A 16,904-nucleotide genomic window follows, 5' to 3' on the forward strand; every position below is an offset into this window, starting at 1 on the left:
CCGGAACGGCGGAGCATATTCCGCGCAATCGAAAGAAGGATGAAGACCGTGCTTATTTCGCAGATCAAGGGTTCGAACGGAGAGATCGTCGTCGCCGTGCGTGAGCCAGGCGGTACCGCGAAAGCCGTCAAGAACGCCGGCAGCGTCTATGCGCTGGCAATGGAAGCCGCAAACGGCGGCAAGTCGCTCGTTTCGGTGATCGAGGCGCATGGTTACGGCGAGGCCGTCGATCTCGAAAAGGCTTACGCCGAAGGTCGCTTCCTGCCGCCAATGACGCATCCAGACGCCGCGCACCTGCATCTGACGGGCACGGGCCTGACGCATCTGGGGTCTGCTGCAACGCGCGATTCCATGCACAAGAAGACCTCCGAGGCTGCCGAGGAAACCCTCACGGACTCGATGAAGATGTTCAAGATGGGCCTTGAGAACGGCAAGCCGAAGGCTGGCGAAAAGGGCGTTCAGCCCGAGTGGTTCTACAAGGGCAACGGGTACGGTTCCGCTGCCCCTGGCGCTCCGCTCGTTTCTCCGTCCTTCGCGCTCGATGGTGGCGAAGAACCCGAGATGGCCGGCATCTACGTCATTGCTGAGGACGGCACGCCGTTCCGCATCGGCTTCGCTCTGTCGAATGAATTCTCAGATCACGTCACCGAGCGCCAGAACTACCTCTACCTCGCGCACTCCAAGCTGCGTCCGGCAAGCTTTGGCCCTGAGATCCGCATCGGTGCTGCGCCTGACGATATTCGCGGTACCTCGCGCATCAAGCGCGGCGACAAGGTGATCTTCGAAAAGCCGTTCCTGTCGGGTGAAGCGAACATGTCGCACACCTTCGCGAACCTCGAATATCACCACTTCAAGTACGGCCTGTTCCGTGTGCCCGGCGACGTTCACGTCCACATGTTCGGTACCGCTACGCTCTCCTTCGCGGAAGGCATCAAGACGGAAGAGGGGGATGTCTTCGAAATCGAAGTCGCCGAATTTGGCCTGCCTCTGCGCAATCCGCTGAAGATCGACGCCGAAGAAGAGATCGTCGTCAAGCAGCTCTGAGTTGGCATTGGCCCGGCCGCCGTTTCGGCGGCCGGACCGTTTTTATGAACGGAATCGGAGGCCAACCAGCCCATGACCATCTATCAGAACTTCATCGCCGGCGAATGGGTCGGTTCCGATGCGACCAAGAATATCAATCCGTCCGACACCAATGAGGTTGTCGGTCTCTATGCGGATGGTACGGTCGAAGACACCAAGAATGCGATTGCGGCTGCCAAGGCTGCTTTCCCCGCATGGTCGCGCTCCGGTATCTGGGAACGCCACGTCATCCTGAAGAAGGCCGGCGACGAGATCATGGCCCGCAAGGATGAACTCGGCGCGCTGCTTGCCCGCGAAGAGGGCAAGACCCTTCCCGAGGCGATCGGCGAGACCATCCGCGCCAGCCAGATTTTCGAGTTCTTCGCCGGTGAAGCGCTGCGCCTTGCAGGCGAAGTCATTCCGTCGGTTCGACCAAACATCGGCGTCGAGATCACCCGCGATCCGCTCGGCGTCATCGGCATCATCACGCCCTGGAACTTTCCGATTGCGATTCCGGCCTGGAAACTCGCGCCGGCGCTCTGCTACGGCAACACCGTCGTCTTCAAGCCGGCGGAACTCGTTCCGGCCTGCTCCTGGGCGATCGTCGATATCCTCAATCGCGCGGGTCTGCCGAAGGGCGTTCTGAACCTCGTCATGGGAAGGGGCTCGGTGGTCGGCCAGACGATGCTCGACAGCCCTGATGTGACCGGCATCACCTTTACCGGCTCGACCGGGACAGGCCGTCGCGTGGCATCTGCCTCGATCGAACATAACCGCAAGTTCCAGCTCGAGATGGGCGGCAAGAACCCGATGGTCGTCCTCGACGACGCGGACCTCACCGTTGCCGTCGAAGCAGCTGCCAATTCCGGCTTCTTCTCTACCGGTCAGCGCTGCACCGCGTCCTCGCGCCTGATCGTCACCGAAGGCATCCACGACAAGTTCGTTGCCGCGCTGACCGCGAAGCTTGAGACGCTGGTTGTCGACAACGCGATGAAGTCGGGCACGCATATCGGACCCGTCGTTGATGAGAAGCAGTTGAAGACCGACACGGACTACATCGAGATCGGCAAGAAGGAAGGCGCCAAGCTCGCCTTCGGCGGCGAACTCATCAGCCGCGAGACACCCGGGTTCTATCTTCAGCCGACTCTCTTCACCGAAGCCACGAACCAGATGCGCATCTCGCGCGAGGAAATCTTCGGGCCTGTTGTTTCTGTCATTCGCGTCAAGGACTACGAGGAAGCGCTGGCAACCGCCAACGATACGCCGTTCGGTCTGTCCGCCGGCATTGCGACGACGAGCCTGAAACACGCGACGCACTTCAAGCGGAACTCCGAGGCTGGCATGGTGATGGTCAATCTGCCGACGGCGGGTGTCGACTTCCATGTGCCGTTCGGCGGTCGCAAGGGATCGTCCTACGGTCCGCGCGAGCAGGGCAAGTATGCGGCGGAGTTCTACACGAGCGTCAAGACGGCTTACACGCTGGCATAACGACCGGACAAATTGCTGTGAAAGTCAAAAGGCGGGATCTAATCCCGCCTTTTGTTGTTAGAGGGCGGCTGTAAGCAGAGCGGCGGGTCTGCTTACGAACAGGCTGCGGATCTCCGGCCACTTGCGCCGGAAAGCGGCGACGCATGCTGGATCGAAATGGGTTCCGCTGCAGGCAACGATTTCCTCATAGGCTCGCTCCGGTGTCCAGGCCGATTTGTAGGGCCTGTCGGAGCAAAGCGCGTCGAACACATCCGCAACCGCAACGATGCGGGCTTCGATCGGTATGGCGTCTCCAACCAAGCCATTCGGATAGCCCGTACCGTCCCATTTCTCGTGGTGCCCGCCGATGATGGCGACGGCCACACGAGAAAGTTCGGCAGTGCTGTTCTGCAGAATGCCAACACCAATCGGAACATGCTGGCGCATCAGCTCGATTTCGTCTGGATTGAGTTTGCCTGGCTTCTGCAGAATGGCATCGGGAATGCCGATCTTTCCGATGTCGTGCAACGGCGCCGCCAGAAAGATGTTGCGGCGCTGAATCCGGTCGAGGCCGACGCCCTCCGCGATCAACTCGGCGATGTTGGCCACGCGTTCGATATGATCGCCGGTGTTGCCATCCCGTGATGCCATTGCCTGAGCGAGGCACCAGATGATTTCCTGCTCACGTATATCCGCTTGCCGGCTGGCATGGCGGAAGGCGACGTCGAGTGCTCGTGCGCGATCGGCAAGGGCGACCTGGGCCGTGCGCAGTTCGAGCAGGTTGACGATGCGTGCCTGAAGTTCCATCGGGTCGAAAGGCTTGTTCAGAAAGTCCGTCGCACCAGCGTCCAGCGCTTCCAGGCGAATGGCGCGTTCCGTCTGCGAAGTCACCATCACGATGGGTACGTTTTTGTAACCGTGCTGTGCGCGGAGGTTCCGGATAAGCTCAACACCGTTCAATCCCGGCATCATGTAGTCGACCATCACGAGGTCGAAATTGGTTGCGCGGCTGCGTTCCAAAGCGGCCAGCGGATCTGAGAAGGTTTCGATGTTGTGGTCGCTGAAGCTGCGGACAGCCGTCTCTAAAGCCAGCAGACTTGATTTGCTGTCGTCGACAATAAGAAGATGCATGAAAAGACCCGATAAATTTCTACGGCATGTGGCTGGCATTGCGCCAGATTTCGAAGCCCGGAATATGTCGGGGCTGAATTCATTTCGATCGAAACCGTCGCGAAGTGGATGCCGCGCTCACCGTCTCTACGATCGGGCGAGGGGGTTTAACATCGGGTTATTTCGAAGGGCAGGATTTTCGCTAGCATCCAAAAGAAACGGGCGCATGGAGCGCCCGCTGCAATCAGGATTAAGGAGTGGTAACCGCGCCTTCAGCTCTGACTCTGCATCTGCCCCTGATCTTGGACCTTGACCACGACTGAGAGTTTCTCTCCAGGCGTGCCAATCCGCATGCCTGAAACGGGAGCCGCATCGCGATAGCAAAGTCCGGATGCGACACGCACATAGCGCGCATCGGGGCAGATATTGTTGGCCGGGTCAAAGCCGACCCAACCAAGACCAGGGACATGCGCTTCGCCCCACGCGTGGGTCGCTGCCTGCTCTATCTTCTCTTCCATCATCAGGTAGCCAGACACGTAGCGGGCCGGTACACCTAGGGCGCGTGCTGCGGTAACAAAGATATGGGCGTGGTCCTGGCAGACACCACTTTTCTTCTCCAGCGCTTGCTCTGCAGTCGTTTCGGTATCGCTCGTTCCAGGCCGGTAGGCCACCGTCGCATGGATCCCGGACATCAACGAGTGCATGCGAGCGAGTTCGTTGTCGCCGCCCACGCCCTTGATCAGTTCCTTTACAAGCTTGCCGGGCTTCGTCCTCGGCGTCTCGCGCAGGAAAAGCCAGAGCGGGCAGAAGCCGCTGTGCGGACCAATGACACCGTTCTGATCTTCCGTCTCGACTTCGCCCTCAGCGACGATGCGGGTCGTGCGCTGCTCACCCTCCAGCGAAACGAGGTTGATGTGATTGCCGAACTGGTCGTCATATTCCACCTCAGGCTTGGCGCCTTCGACATTCAGCGACCAATTGAGGATCGTCTGTCCGGTCACGGTCGGCGGCGTTAGTCGCAGACGCTGCAGCGAGAAGACGGACGGTTCCTCGTAGTGATATTCGGTGACGTGGCTGATCTTAAGTTTCATCTCGTGCCCACCTAAGCATAGAACCGGTAACCGTCGGAAATTTCCATGCCGAGCTGGTTGTTGCGTGTGACGAAATCTTCCAGAAACTCATGCAAGCCCTGATCCATGATCTCCTTGATGGCACGTGTCTGAAGTGTCTTGCGGATGGCGTCCGCCGTGTCGTGCGCCGGCAACCGCTCGCCGTAATCCTTGGCAAGATAGCCGAGTTCGCTGACGATCTTCTCGTAGCAGTAGGCGAGCGAGCGCGGCATCTGGCCGTTGAGGATCAGGAAGTCGGCGATGTTCATCGCGCGATACTCACCGTCATAGGCCCAGCTGTAGGAACGGTGGGCGGAGACGGAGCGCAAGATCGATTCCCACTGGATGTTATCGATCGAGGTGCCGACCGCCGAAACGGACGGCAGCAGCACGTAATATTTCACGTCGAGAATGCGGCTCGTATTGTCCGCGCGCTCGATGAAGGTTCCTATGCGAGCGAAGTTGTAGAGTTCGTTCCTGAGCATGGAGCCGTGAAAGGCACCGCGGATCAGCCCGGCACGATGCTTGATTGCATCGATCGCCTCGGGCAGTTCCGCCGCCTTCAACCGCTTGGAAAGCAGTGCCTTCAACTCGATCCAGAACTCGTTCGTCGCCTCCCAGGTTTCCCGGGTCAGCGCGGTGCGTACCATGCGCGCGTTGTTTCGACCGTAGTCGACGCAGGACATCACGCTTGAAGGGTTGCTCCGGTCGCGCAGCAGATAGTCTATCGCATCCGCGCTCGTCAGCTTGCTGTGGCCCTCATCATAGGTCTCGCGGACACCCGCGCTTTGCAGCACGCCATCCCAATCGTCGTCACCGGTTCCGCTTCTCGTCAGCGACATGCGCAGGCCGGCGTCGATGAGGCGCGCGATGTTTTCGGCACGTTCGAAATAACGGAACATCCAGTAGAGTCCGTTTGCAGTTCTTCCGAGCATCAGTCCTCCAATACCCAGGTATCTTTTGTGCCGCCACCCTGGCTCGAATTGACCACAAGCGAGCCCTGCTTGAGGGCTACGCGGGTCAATCCGCCGGGGATGATCTGCACCTTGTCGGAAACGAGAACATAGGGGCGCAGGTCCACGTGGCGCGGCGCAATTCCCTTGTTGACGAGGATCGGCACGGTCGAGAGTGAAAGCGTCGGCTGCGCGATATAGTTGGTGGGCTTTGCCTTCAGCTTTTCAGCGAAGTCGGCGCGCTCCTTCTTGCTGGCTGTCGGGCCGACCAGCATGCCGTAGCCACCGGAGCCATGCACTTCCTTGACCACCAGGTCCTCGAGGTGCTCGAGAACATACTTGAGGCTCTGCGGCTCGGAACAGCGCCAGGTCGGCACGTTTTCCAGGATCGGCTTGCGCCCGGTATAGAACTCGACGATTTCAGGCATGTAGGAATATATCGCCTTATCGTCCGATATGCCGGTGCCCGGCGCATTGGCGATGGTGATGTTGCCGGAACGATAGACATCCATGATGCCGGGGATGCCGAGCGCCGAATCCGGCCGGAAGGTGAGGGGGTCGAGGAAGTCGTCGTCGACGCGGCGGTAGAGCACGTCGATCGCCTCGTAGCCGCGGGTCGTGCGCATCTTTACCTTGCCGTCGATGACGCGCAGGTCCGAGCCTTCGACCAGCTCGACGCCCATCGTATCAGCCAGGAACGAATGTTCGTAGTAGGCAGAATTGTAGATGCCGGGGGTCAGGACTGCGACGCGCGGCTTGCCCTTGCAGCCGGGAGGCGCGAGCGACGCCAGGCTCTGGCGCAGCAGGTAGGGATAATCCTCGACCGGCCGGACCTTGTTCTCATGGAACAGTTCCGGGAACATCTGCATCATCGTCTCGCGGTTTTCCAGCATGTAGCTGACGCCGGACGGCGTGCGGGCGTTGTCCTCCAGTACGTAGAACTCGTCCTCGCCTGTGCGAACGATGTCGGTGCCGACGATATGCGTATAGACGCCGCCCGGCGGACGGAAGCCGATCATCTCGGGCAGGAAGGCATCGTTCCTTTCGATCAGTTCGCGCGGAATGCGACCGGCGCGGATGATTTCCTGCTTGTGGTAGATATCATCGAGAAAGGCGTTGAGCGCGATCACCCGTTGTTCGATGCCTTGGGCGAGCTTGCGCCATTCGCGGCCAGATATGATGCGCGGGATGATGTCGAAGGGGATAAGCTTTTCGGAGGAGTCTGCGTGTCCGTAGACAGCGAAGGTAATGCCGGTCTTTCGGAAGATGTTTTCCGCGTCCCGGCTCTTGGCAATCAGATGCGCTCTATCTTGGTTGTTGTACCACTCAAAGTATTTCTCATATGGCTGACGCGGACTTTCGTCCACGGTGATCATTTCATCAAATGCCAAAGGTGTGGCTCCCCTTTTTTGTTCATTTGAATACAACGCAATAAGCAATGCAAGAACCATGCACAGTTCAGGGGCGAGATTTGTAAAATCCTCCCGAATGGCCAAAAGAGCCGAAAAACTGGGCATTTATCAGAATCTGGCGTGGTCCTTGCCGTCGTCAATCCCCGGCAATCGCTCAAAATGTAAGCACTTGATTGTTTTCGGATCGGCGTCCGATTGATTTTCGGGCCGAGGTCAGATGGGATAGATCCCACCACCCATCAACGAAACTGCAGGTAAGCATCAACGCTTCGACTTTGACGGAAGGGCTTTCGGTCGGCTAACAGCGCTGCATCCCGCTGCCCCAGGATCAATCCATGTCGTTAGATCGCCTCGCACCCGCCATTTTCGTCCTCCTCTGGTCGACTGGCTGGGTTGTCGCAAAGTATGCCGCCATTCACTCGGAACCCTTCACCTTCCTCGCCGTGCGCTACGCCTTCTCAGGGCTGGCATTTTTGGGCCTCTGTGTTGCGATGCGCGCTGCATGGCCGGGCAAAGCGGTCGCCTTCCGAGCGGTCTACTCGGGCGTTTTCCTGCATGGCTTCTATCTTGGCGGCCTGTGGTGGGCGATCGCGAACGGCGTTCCGGCGGGGGTGTCAGGCATTATCGCCGCGCTTCAGCCGCTCCTGACAGCGATGGCTGCGCCGCTGCTCATCGGCGAGCGCTTGCAAGGTACTCAGAGGGCGGGCCTCGTCCTCGGCTTTCTCGGTATCGCGATCGCAATATCGCCGAAGCTCCTTGATCCGGCGACGGCGGATCTCGGCCACGCGGCTGTGCCGCTGGCGATCAACCTGATTGCCATGTGTTCCGTCACGTATGGAACGCTCTATCAGAAGAAGCATCTCCAGACGGGCAATCTTCTGCCGATCGCCACCTTGCAATATGTCGGTGCCCTGATCATCACGCTGCCGCTGATGCTCTCCTTCGAGCGGATGCACTTCGACGGATCAGCTCAAGCCATTGCGGCACTGATCTGGTCGGTCTTGGGGCTGTCGATGGGCGGTGTAGGATTGCTGCTCTATCTCATCCGCCGCGGCCAGGTCTCACGGGCGGCCTCGCTTATTTATCTGATGCCGCCGACAGTGGCGCTCGAGGCCTTCGTCGCCTTCGGCGAACCGCTGACGCTACCCCTGATCCTCGGCACGATCGTTGTAGTGACCGGCGTCTATCTGACCAACAGGCCGCCGCGCGTCGTGCCGCTACGCGAACAGCTGCAATGAAAAACGGCGGAGGTTTCCCTCCGCCGCCAATCATTTCTCAGTTTTCAAGTTCTAAGCGCGTTCGCGACGCTGACCGTTGCCGCCGCGCGATGGGCCACCGCGACGGTTGCCGCCATTGCCCTCGCGACGTTCACCACGCTCGCCGCCACCGTGAGCCTGCGCACCGCGATCTTCGCCGTGCTTGCGAGCCGGACGGCCGTGTGCGTTGCGGGCGCCGCCGCCGGGATGATGCCGGTTTTCGCCGTTCGAGTTGGCATGATTGCCGTGCTGCGGGCGCTGCGGCTTGCGGGCCGGACGGAAGTCCGACGTCGTGGCCAGATCGTTGTCGGGGCCTGATGTCACCGGCGTAGCCTCGCCACGGCGCTGGCCGCGGAAGTCCTCGTTGCGCTGGGTCTGGCGTTCCGGACGCGGCCGACGCTCGCGGCGCTCCTCGTTGTTGGCGCGAACCTCGTTGCCGGCTTCCGGGCGTGCACGACGCTCCGGACGGCGGGCACGGGCATCACCGCGACCTTCGCCGCCACGGCCCTCACCATTGCGACCTTCACCACCGCGACCCTGGCCACGGTTACCACCGTTGCCGCGCTTTGGTGCCGCATTCATGTTGGCCGGGGCTTCGCCGCTCGCAACAGCGATGGAGATGTTCATCAGGCGTTCGATGTCGCGCAGCAGACGGGTTTCGTCGGGCGCGCAGAAGGCGATCGCGATGCCGTCACGGCCAGCACGGGCCGTACGGCCGATGCGGTGGACGTAGGCGTCGGGAACCTCAGGCAGATCGTAGTTGTAGACGTGGCTGACAGCAGGGATGTCGATGCCGCGGGCGGCGACGTCGGTTGCGATCAGCGTCTTGACGTCGCCGTCACGGAAGGCCTTGAGGGCGCGCTCGCGCTGGCCCTGGCTCTTGTTGCCGTGGATGGAGGTGACGGAATAGCCGACGTGGTCGAGATGCTTCATCAGCTTCTCGGCGCCATGCTTGGTGCGCAGGAAGACGATGGCGCGTCCGTCAGGGTTCTCGGTGAGTGACTTCTTCAGGAGATCCGTCTTGTCGTTCTTGCCGTTCACGAAGTGGACATACTGCTCGACCTTGTCGGCAGCCTTGCCCGGAGGCGTCACTTCGACGGTGACCGGGTCCGTCAGGTATTCGCCGGCGAGATCAGCGATCGACTTCGGCATGGTTGCCGAAAACAGCATCGTCTGGCGCTTCTTCGGCACCATCTTGGCAATCTTGCGCAGGTCGTGCACGAAGCCGAGGTCGAGCATCTGGTCGGCCTCGTCGAGAACGAGGTAGCGTACGGCGGTCAGGCCGATGGCGCGGCGGGCGACGAGGTCAAGCAGGCGGCCAGGCGTGGCAACGAGGATGTCGGTGCCCTTTTCAAGCTGCAGCTGCTGCTTGTTGATCGAGACGCCGCCGACGACGACGTTGATGCGCAGGTGTGACTTGCGCAGAAAGTTCTTCAGGTTCTGGGCGATCTGGTTCACCAGTTCGCGGGTCGGGGCGAGGATCAGCGTACGGGTTGTACGGTTGTCAGGACGCCGCTCTTCAGGGATGATCTTTTCGATGATCGGCAGGCCGAAGGCGGCCGTCTTGCCAGTGCCTGTCTGAGCGAGGCCGATTAGGTCGCGGCCTTCGAGAAGAAGCGGGATCGCCTTTTCCTGAATGGGGGTCGGCGTTTCGATGCCGAGCTGGAAAAGGGTCGATACGATCGGCTTGGAGATGCCAAGCGATTCAAAATTGGTCAAGTCATAACCTTTTTAGGTCGCGCCAAAAAAATCTGCCGGGTCGCAAATTGCGGCCCGGTGTCATTCTGGCGTCAAGAACCCCGCGTGAAGTGGGAACTTGTCTTGTTGGAAAAAGCTTTCCAGCGCTTCTGCCGCGTCTTGGGGTGCGGTCTATTCGAAATGCGCTTTTGTCCTTCTTCCTGCATCCTATTTACTGGCAGGGGCGCGCTCACGCGGCGGCCGGAAGGCGAAAGCTGGCCTGCATTTGGTCTAGTTCAGGGCAAAAGTCAAGGGCATGCCGCCGCTCGAACGCTACGGGACCAAGAAACGATGATGCCTCAGCTCGCGGCACTTCTAGTAGCAGACCCTTGCACGATAGGCCTCGCCCCACCCATTGCGCTGCCACTGGATATAGCAACGGGGTGCGTAGTAGTCGCGCGAGTAATAGGGCCTGTTGTAGCTTCTGTAGGCCGGATACGGCCGATAGTACGATCGGTAATAGGGCCGATAGCCGCCGTAGTAGGGCCGATAATACGATCCGTAGTAAGGCCGGTAATAGGGTCTGTAGTACGGTGCCGGATAATAGCCGTAGTAAGGATAGGGCCTTGCTACCTGCGACAACAGAATGCCGCCGACTGCTCCGGCAGCTACGCCGCCCCAGAAGTCGCTATTGGCATTCGCAGGTGTTGCCGAGAAGAAAGATGCGCCGGTAAGGGTCAATGCCATCAGGCCCGCCGCCATGCTTTTGCGAAGTACGGCCATGGTCGTCTCCTTTCGTAGACGAAGCTTGTTCTTGAAGCCGTCAGGAGAAACCGTTCGGGTATACGGGCCCACTGAACGAGTTCATCGTAGAAACGACCGAAACTATACCACAGTTCCGGGCGCTTTACGCATTTCCGTCCGTTTCTACGGGCAATCGTTGGAGAATGCTTTTGGGCTAAACTGCAGATTGCGCACGCGGACTTGCGTGCCTGGTATCATGGTTAATGCCTTGTTAAAGCGGTCCGCCCTATACTCGTTCGACGCATTTTTGACCGAGGAACAGTTTTGATATCGAGCGGGGACCTTCTCGAACTGGCGTGCCGCCGGATCGCGGATCTGGACCGGCCCGCCTATGTCAAGAACAGCGAGCTTCGCTACGTAGCGGTCAACGAGGCCTATGCCTCCTTCTTCGGAAGGGACATCTCCGATTTCATCGGACGCCGCAGCCGCGACCTCTTCGATACGCCGGAGGAAGAAAGTCGCGAGGACAAGGAACGTCGCGCCCTTGTGTTTGCAAGCGAGGAAAGCGCCGTTTGCTTCGAGCCTGGGGGCGTCGAGCATGAGCGGGTCCGGATTGAAAGCTTCTCGCCCTCTGAAGGCCGGGTCTACGTGCTCGGCTTGCTTGAACGAAGGGAGCCGTGTCCAAGATCAGACGATATTGCTGACAACGGTGATGGCCGGTCGCCTCCGATGCAGACCCGGTCGACATCGCAGCTCGTGCGCAGCCGAGCCCTCGCTGAAGACCTTCAGACCATCCTTCGGGCCCTTCCTGTCGGCATTATGATCCTCGATGACAGGCGCTACGTCCTCTACGCCAACGACGAGTTCTACGATGTTTGGGATTTGCCACGTGAAGACCGCTTCGACGGTTGGGCTTTCATCGACGTCATCCGCCGCAACCACGAACTCGGACGCTACGGCAACAAGCTGACGCCGGAACAGATCCTTGCCCGGCGGGAGGCGCACTTCCATGCCTCGGAGAAGGAGCAGCAGCCGGTGGAGCTGAGCTGGGTCAGCGGCAAGCGGGTGCTGTTCGAGAGCCGCGGCCTTTCCAACGGGCGGGTCTTGCTGTCTTACGCCGATGTGACCGCGGTGCGTCAGCGGGAGAGGGAAATCCACGAGACGCGGGCAGCCCTCGAGCGTCTGGGCGACCTGATGCATGATGCGACACAGGCCATGTCTCAAGGCCTGCTGATCGTCCAGGACGGAACCATCCTGCTCGCCAGCGATCCGCTCAGCGATATCCTGGCCATTCCACCCGAATACCTCGCGGTCGGTCGGGGATGGATCGATCTATTCCGGTTCTGCGCGGAACGCGGCGATTTCCACGGTGAGGAGGACGGGATCCTGCAGGGCTGGCGTGATAACATCGCCGCCAAGAGACCGATCTCGACACCGTTTCATGTCGCGGGAAAGCGCTGGGTCAATCTGGATGCCACGATCAGCGAGCGGCAGCATTGGATCGCGCTCTTTACCGACGTCACTGAAGCGAAGGAGCGTGAGGCCGAACTCGAGCGATTGCTGTCGCGCGCGGAAGCAGCGGATCGCGTCAAGTCGGAGTTCCTGGCCAACATGAGCCACGAGATCCGCACGCCGATGAATGGCGTTCTCGGCATGGCCGAACTCTTGGCGAAAACCAATCTCGACACGCGCCAGAAGACGTTTATCGATATCATCGTCAAATCGGGTAACGCCCTGGTGACGATCATCAACGATATCCTCGATTTCTCGAAGATCGATGCTGGCCAGATGAAGCTCCGGCGCACGACCTTCGATCTGGTGGAGGCGGTTGAGGATGTCGCGACGCTTCTGTCGTCGCCGGCGGCGGAAAAAAGCATCGAACTTCTGGTCCGCACCGCACCGGAATTGCCCGCGGCCGTGATCGGGGATGCCGGGCGTTTTCGTCAGATAGTCACCAATCTCGTCGGCAATGCCGTCAAGTTCACCGAACGCGGCCACGTGCTGGTCGACGTAGGCTTCTTGCCGGGCGCCGAAGACGAGATCATGGCACGCATCCGGGTCGAAGATACCGGCATCGGCATAGCGCGCGAAAAACTCGAGTCCATTTTCGACAAGTTCTCACAAATCGACTCGTCCTCGACTCGTCGCCACGAGGGCACCGGCCTTGGCCTTGCGATCACCGCCGGCCTCGTCGACCTGTTCGGCGGCTATATCGAGGTGGATAGCGAACCGGGGAGGGGCTCGGTCTTTACGATCAATCTGCCGTTCGTCATAGCTGCAGCACGGCTTGCGCCAAAGCCGCTGCCTGTCAATGTAAGAGGCGGCCGCATTCTTGTCGTCGATGACAATGCCGTCAACCGGCAGATACTGACCGAGCAACTGGCGCTGTGGGGGTTTGATGGCGCTGCGGCGGAGGATGGACCGACGGCGATTGCCATCCTGGAAGCAGCGGACGAGATCGGTGTTGAGATAGATGCGGTCGTGCTCGACTACCAGATGCCCGGGATGAACGGCGCGGCGATCGCTCGATCGCTGCGTGCTGACGGCCGGTTCGAGCGCTTGCCGATCATCTTCCTGACGTCGATGGACATCTCGGGTACCGAAAAGGAGTTCGCGGCTCTCAACGGCCAAGCCTACCTCATGAAGCCCGCGCGGGCGAACGTGCTCCGGAGCACGATCGTCGACGTCGTACGCGCGCACCGGACGAAACAAATTTCATTGCCTGTCAGTATGCCGCCGGCCGTTGAGGAAGCTCCATCGGCGCATCACACGATCGAGGTTTCCGAAACCAGGCCGGCCGAGTTCATCGACGTGCTGGTCGCGGAAGACAACGAGGTCAACCAGATCGTCTTTACGCAGATCCTGCGGGAGACCGGTCATAGTTTCCTTGTCGTCAGCAATGGCCAAGAGGCCGTAGAGGCATGGGAGCGTCATACGCCCCGCATCATCATGATGGATGTCTCGATGCCTGTCATGAACGGCCATGACGCCACGCGCGCAATACGCGATCGCGAGCGGGGGCAGGGCCATCGCGTGCCAATTATCGGGGTTACGGCGCACGCTTTGGATGTCGACCGGGATCTTTGCCTGGAGGCAGGCATGGACGACTACATGTCGAAGCCGATCAGTCCAGAGCTGCTCGAGGAGAAGCTGGGGCTGTGGCTGGGCAGGGTCGAGCGGACGGCAGACCGCTCGACCAACTAAAGCGCGTCGCGATCTTTCAGATTCGCTCGTGCGCTTCAGCTCATTGTTTTCTCGCATGTCTTTATCCCGAAACCGGTGACCACTTTCGGGAGACATGCTTTAGGACTTGATGCCGCAGAGCATTTCCCGCTTGCCGGCGAAGCCGCTTCGGCGCTCCACCACAAAGCCGGCTGCAATTAGATTGCGCCTGACGAAGCCGGCCGCCGCGTAGGTCGCGAAGGTCCCGTTCCGTTTCGTCTTCTCGCAGACGAGGCGCATCAGTTCCGCGGACCACATGTCGGCGTTACGGGATGGGGCAAATCCATCAAGATACCAGGCATCGAAGTCTGCCTGCGCCGCCGCGACACCATCGAAGGCAGGGCCGCAAACGACACTGAGGGATGTCTGGTCATCGAGCCTCAGGGACACTGTTCCCTGTGGAGTGTCGGGCCAGGCTGCCGTCAGCGCGTGTCGTTCGGCATCGATCTCGCTCCAATGGGAAAGCGCACGGTCAATTTCGCCGCTCTGCATCGGGTAGAGTTCGAACGACATGAAGTGCAATTGCTGCCCGATGAGCCGATTCAGCTTCCATTGTCGCCATGTCTCGGCAAAGTTCAGACCGGTACCAAAACCGAGTTCTCCGATCAGGAAGTCACTCCCGTTCCACCAGCGTTGCGGCAGGCCGTTGCCGGCCAGGAAGACATGTCCACATTCCAACCTGCCATCGGTCTGGCAATAAAAATGGTCGCCAAAGGCGGGTGAATAGGGCATATCGCCGTCGCGCCATTCAAGCGGCTGGTGTGCGCCAGCAATTTTTGCAGGATCCGTATCTGTCATGACCAAAGCCGATAGTCCGGCCTTGCCGTCCGGTCAATCATCGACTGCGCTGCTGATCGTCGGCGGCGGGATCATGGGATTGTGGGCAGCAGTCCACGCGGAGCGGCTGGGGATCGATGCATTGCTCATCGAGGCCGGCCGGCTAGGGCAGGGCGCCAGCGGAGGACTGCTGGGCGCGCTCATGCCGCACATGCCGGACAAGTGGAACGCCAAGAAACAATTTCAGTTCGATGCGCTCGTTTCGCTGGAAGCGGAGATTGCGGCGCTGGAGCGACAGACGGGCCTTTCAACCGGCTACCGGCGCTCAGGGCGTCTCATTCCGTTGCCGAAGCCGCACTTGCGCGATATCGCGCTTGCCCATTCCCGGGATGCCGAAACCCGCTGGATCGCCGGTGAGCAGCGCTTTCACTGGCATGTACTCGATGAGCCTCCCATGGGCGCCTGGATTGATCCGAGTTCTGGCGAAGGCGGTTTTGTGCACGATACGCTTGCAGCCAGAGTTGCGCCGCGGTCCCTTATCGCAGTGTTGGCTGCGTGGCTGGGCAACGCAAGGCATGTCCGGATTGCAGAGGGCGTTTCCGTCGATGCTTTCGACTTTGAACGCAAGGTGGCGAGCACGACTGCCGGGGACATTGCCTTCGACCAATGCATTGTCGCAGGCGGCCACCAATCCTTTCCGTTGCTGGGACGATACACCAATGGTCTTGTCCGGCCGCTGGGGCAGCCGGTCAAAGGGCAGGCCGCACTTCTGAAAGTCGATGTCGATGCTTCCATGCCGACGATTTTTCGCGATGGGCTGTACATCGTCGCGCATGAGGGCGGCCATGTTGCCATCGGCAGCACCAGCGAGAATCGCTTTGACGAGCCGTTCTCCACGGATGGGCAGCTCGAGATGTTGCTAGATGCGGCCGCACAACTGGTGCCGGCGTTGCGAGGCGCGACGGTCGTCGAGCGGTGGGCCGGCCTGCGACCGAAGGCCATCGACCGCGATCCGATGATCGGGGCGCATCCCGATCATGCCGCGCTGATTGCCTTGACCGGCGGTTTCAAGGTCAGTTTCGGTCTGGCGCATCGTCTGGCGGCAGCCGCTTTGCATATCGCGGCCGGTCATCAACCGCTCTTCGAGCTGCCTGATAGCTTCCTCCTTGCCAGTCACATTCGCGTGGCTTCACGCTAAACGTGAATTAGCGTTTCCTGCCTTTCGTCAATCTGTCACGCAAATCACCTATCTGCTAGCGCAACCGCGGCGCCGACGGAGGGCTGCGCTGCTTGTGCGACGGAGGAGAATGGATGCGCTATGCAATTTGCTTTACGCCGGCGGCGAGCGACCCGCTTTCGCATGTGGCCGCAAATTGGCTTGGCCGGAACGTTTTTTCAGGCCAGATGGTCGAGCCGACTGCGATTCGTGGGCTCAGCATTCACGAGATCGCCTTCCATACAGCCATGCCGCGCCGTTATGGTTTTCATGGTGTCCTGAAGGCGCCTTTCCGCCTCGCGACCGATATGTCCGAAGCGCAACTTCTGCGTGATCTTATGCGCTTCTGCGGTACATTGGCACCGTTTCACATCAATCGGCTGGAAGTGGCGCGACTTGGTGGCTTCTACAGCCTTGTCCCGTCACTGCCTTGTGAACATGTCCACTATCTCGCCTGCGCCGTTGTCCAGGAGTTCGATCGCTTTCGCGCGCCCTTGAGCGAGGCGGAGATCGAGCGCACCGATCCGGGCGGTTTGTCGGCGGCGCAGTTCGCCAATCTGCATCGCTGGGGAAGTCCCTATGTGATGGACGAATTTCGCTTTCACATGCCGCTGACCGGCCCCGTCAGTCAATGCGATATGCCGCGGGTGGAACAGGTGCTGCGGAATGTCTTCGAGCCGGTGCTTGCTGATCCGATCAAGGTTGCGAATGTCGCGCTGATGATCGAAGAGGGAAATGGCGGACCGTTTCATGTGCATTCGCTGCATCCGATGGGCAAAGTCAGCGCCCGCAAGGATCGCGTGCCCGCGCTAGCCTAAGAGTTTGTGCCGCAACGGCAAAACTCTGTTGCGTACTTTCCGTCTCGACATTCCATCCTCGGATGCTACCGTTTCGCCGAC

At 60.2% G+C, this 16,904-nt stretch carries 13 protein-coding genes; 6 read left to right on the top strand and 7 right to left on the bottom strand.

Annotation, left to right across the window (positions count from 1 at the left end):
• The first annotated feature begins 48 nt into the window (after positions 1 to 48).
• Both araD1 and JNB88_RS16315 read left to right on the top strand, forming a co-directional pair.
• Positions 49 to 1,044 carry an AraD1 family protein gene (gene araD1 / locus JNB88_RS16310; RefSeq protein WP_220356569.1) on the top strand — a complete coding sequence of 332 codons (996 nt, stop codon included), beginning with the start codon at positions 49 to 51 and terminating at the stop codon, positions 1,042 to 1,044.
• A gap of 72 nt (positions 1,045 to 1,116) precedes the next feature.
• Positions 1,117 to 2,550 carry an aldehyde dehydrogenase family protein gene (locus JNB88_RS16315; RefSeq protein ID WP_220356360.1) on the top strand — a complete coding sequence of 478 codons (1,434 nt, stop codon included), beginning with the start codon at positions 1,117 to 1,119 and terminating at the stop codon, positions 2,548 to 2,550.
• A 57-nt stretch (positions 2,551 to 2,607) separates the two neighbouring features.
• On the opposite strand, the gene JNB88_RS16320 is transcribed toward JNB88_RS16315, so the two are convergent.
• The 4 genes from JNB88_RS16320 to JNB88_RS16335 form a co-directional block, all read right to left on the bottom strand.
• Positions 2,608 to 3,660 carry an HD domain-containing phosphohydrolase gene (locus JNB88_RS16320; protein ID WP_220356361.1) on the bottom strand — a complete coding sequence of 351 codons (1,053 nt, stop codon included), beginning with the start codon at positions 3,658 to 3,660 and terminating at the stop codon, positions 2,608 to 2,610.
• Positions 3,661 to 3,911: 251 nt separating this feature from the next.
• A complete protein-coding gene (locus JNB88_RS16325; RefSeq protein ID WP_220356362.1) occupies positions 3,912 to 4,730 on the bottom strand; it encodes a transglutaminase family protein in 819 nt (272 codons plus the stop codon).
• 11 nt (positions 4,731 to 4,741) lie between these two features.
• Positions 4,742 to 5,683, bottom strand: coding sequence for an alpha-E domain-containing protein (locus JNB88_RS16330; protein ID WP_220356363.1), 942 nt, complete (start codon positions 5,681 to 5,683; stop codon positions 4,742 to 4,744).
• Positions 5,683 to 7,092: a circularly permuted type 2 ATP-grasp protein gene (locus JNB88_RS16335; RefSeq protein ID WP_220356364.1), complete on the bottom strand. Its 1,410-nt coding sequence runs from the start codon at positions 7,090 to 7,092 to the stop codon at positions 5,683 to 5,685. Before JNB88_RS16335 ends, JNB88_RS16330 begins: the two co-directional genes overlap by 1 nt.
• 356 nt (positions 7,093 to 7,448) lie before the next feature.
• Between JNB88_RS16335 and JNB88_RS16340 the strand changes: the two genes are divergently transcribed.
• Positions 7,449 to 8,351, top strand: coding sequence for a DMT family transporter (locus JNB88_RS16340; RefSeq protein WP_220356365.1), 903 nt, complete (start codon positions 7,449 to 7,451; stop codon positions 8,349 to 8,351).
• A gap of 51 nt (positions 8,352 to 8,402) precedes the next feature.
• Here the strand turns inward: JNB88_RS16340 and JNB88_RS16345 are convergent, their stop codons facing one another.
• Both JNB88_RS16345 and JNB88_RS16350 read right to left on the bottom strand, forming a co-directional pair.
• Entirely contained in the window at positions 8,403 to 10,088 is a 1,686-nt protein-coding gene (locus tag JNB88_RS16345) for a DEAD/DEAH box helicase (protein ID WP_037132499.1), read from the bottom strand.
• A 333-nt stretch (positions 10,089 to 10,421) separates the two neighbouring features.
• Positions 10,422 to 10,829, bottom strand: a complete 408-nt coding sequence (locus JNB88_RS16350; RefSeq protein WP_220356366.1) for a hypothetical protein — start codon at positions 10,827 to 10,829, stop codon at positions 10,422 to 10,424.
• A gap of 285 nt (positions 10,830 to 11,114) precedes the next feature.
• Here JNB88_RS16350 and JNB88_RS16355 point away from each other — a divergent pair, with 285 nt between their 5' ends.
• Positions 11,115 to 13,994, top strand: coding sequence for a response regulator (locus tag JNB88_RS16355; protein ID WP_220356367.1), 2,880 nt, complete (start codon positions 11,115 to 11,117; stop codon positions 13,992 to 13,994).
• Between the two features lie 99 nt (positions 13,995 to 14,093).
• On the opposite strand, the gene mnmC2 is transcribed toward JNB88_RS16355, so the two are convergent.
• Positions 14,094 to 14,810: a tRNA (5-methylaminomethyl-2-thiouridine)(34)-methyltransferase MnmC2 gene (gene mnmC2 / locus JNB88_RS16360; protein ID WP_220356368.1), complete on the bottom strand. Its 717-nt coding sequence runs from the start codon at positions 14,808 to 14,810 to the stop codon at positions 14,094 to 14,096.
• On the opposite strand from mnmC2, the gene JNB88_RS16365 reads away from it, so the two are divergent.
• Complete coding sequence (locus JNB88_RS16365; protein WP_220356369.1) at positions 14,809 to 15,987, top strand: NAD(P)/FAD-dependent oxidoreductase; 1,179 nt, start codon at positions 14,809 to 14,811, stop codon at positions 15,985 to 15,987. The genes mnmC2 and JNB88_RS16365 overlap by 2 nt on opposite strands.
• Positions 15,988 to 16,100: 113 nt before the next feature.
• Entirely contained in the window at positions 16,101 to 16,823 is a 723-nt protein-coding gene (locus JNB88_RS16370) for a DUF1045 domain-containing protein (RefSeq protein WP_220356370.1), read from the top strand.
• The last annotated feature ends 81 nt before the right edge of the window (positions 16,824 to 16,904 follow it).

Origin of the sequence: Rhizobium cauense (assembly GCF_019511525.1) — a bacterium.
Lineage (GTDB): Bacteria > Pseudomonadota > Alphaproteobacteria > Rhizobiales > Rhizobiaceae > Rhizobium > Rhizobium cauense.

Excerpts from the sequence above, each read along its gene's own strand:
- JNB88_RS16370 (WP_220356370.1), top strand. The coding sequence starts at position 16,101 with ATGCGCTATGCAATTTGCTTTACGCCGGCGGCGAGCGACCCGCTTTCG.
- JNB88_RS16315 (WP_220356360.1), top strand. The coding sequence starts at position 1,117 with ATGACCATCTATCAGAACTTCATCGCCGGCGAATGGGTCGGTTCCGAT.
- mnmC2 (WP_220356368.1), bottom strand. The coding sequence starts at position 14,810 with ATGACAGATACGGATCCTGCAAAAATTGCTGGCGCACACCAGCCGCTT.
- JNB88_RS16340 (WP_220356365.1), top strand. The coding sequence starts at position 7,449 with ATGTCGTTAGATCGCCTCGCACCCGCCATTTTCGTCCTCCTCTGGTCG.
- JNB88_RS16365 (WP_220356369.1), top strand. The coding sequence starts at position 14,809 with ATGACCAAAGCCGATAGTCCGGCCTTGCCGTCCGGTCAATCATCGACT.
- JNB88_RS16320 (WP_220356361.1), bottom strand. The coding sequence starts at position 3,660 with ATGCATCTTCTTATTGTCGACGACAGCAAATCAAGTCTGCTGGCTTTA.
- JNB88_RS16350 (WP_220356366.1), bottom strand. The coding sequence starts at position 10,829 with ATGGCCGTACTTCGCAAAAGCATGGCGGCGGGCCTGATGGCATTGACC.
- JNB88_RS16325 (WP_220356362.1), bottom strand. The coding sequence starts at position 4,730 with ATGAAACTTAAGATCAGCCACGTCACCGAATATCACTACGAGGAACCG.
- JNB88_RS16330 (WP_220356363.1), bottom strand. The coding sequence starts at position 5,683 with ATGCTCGGAAGAACTGCAAACGGACTCTACTGGATGTTCCGTTATTTC.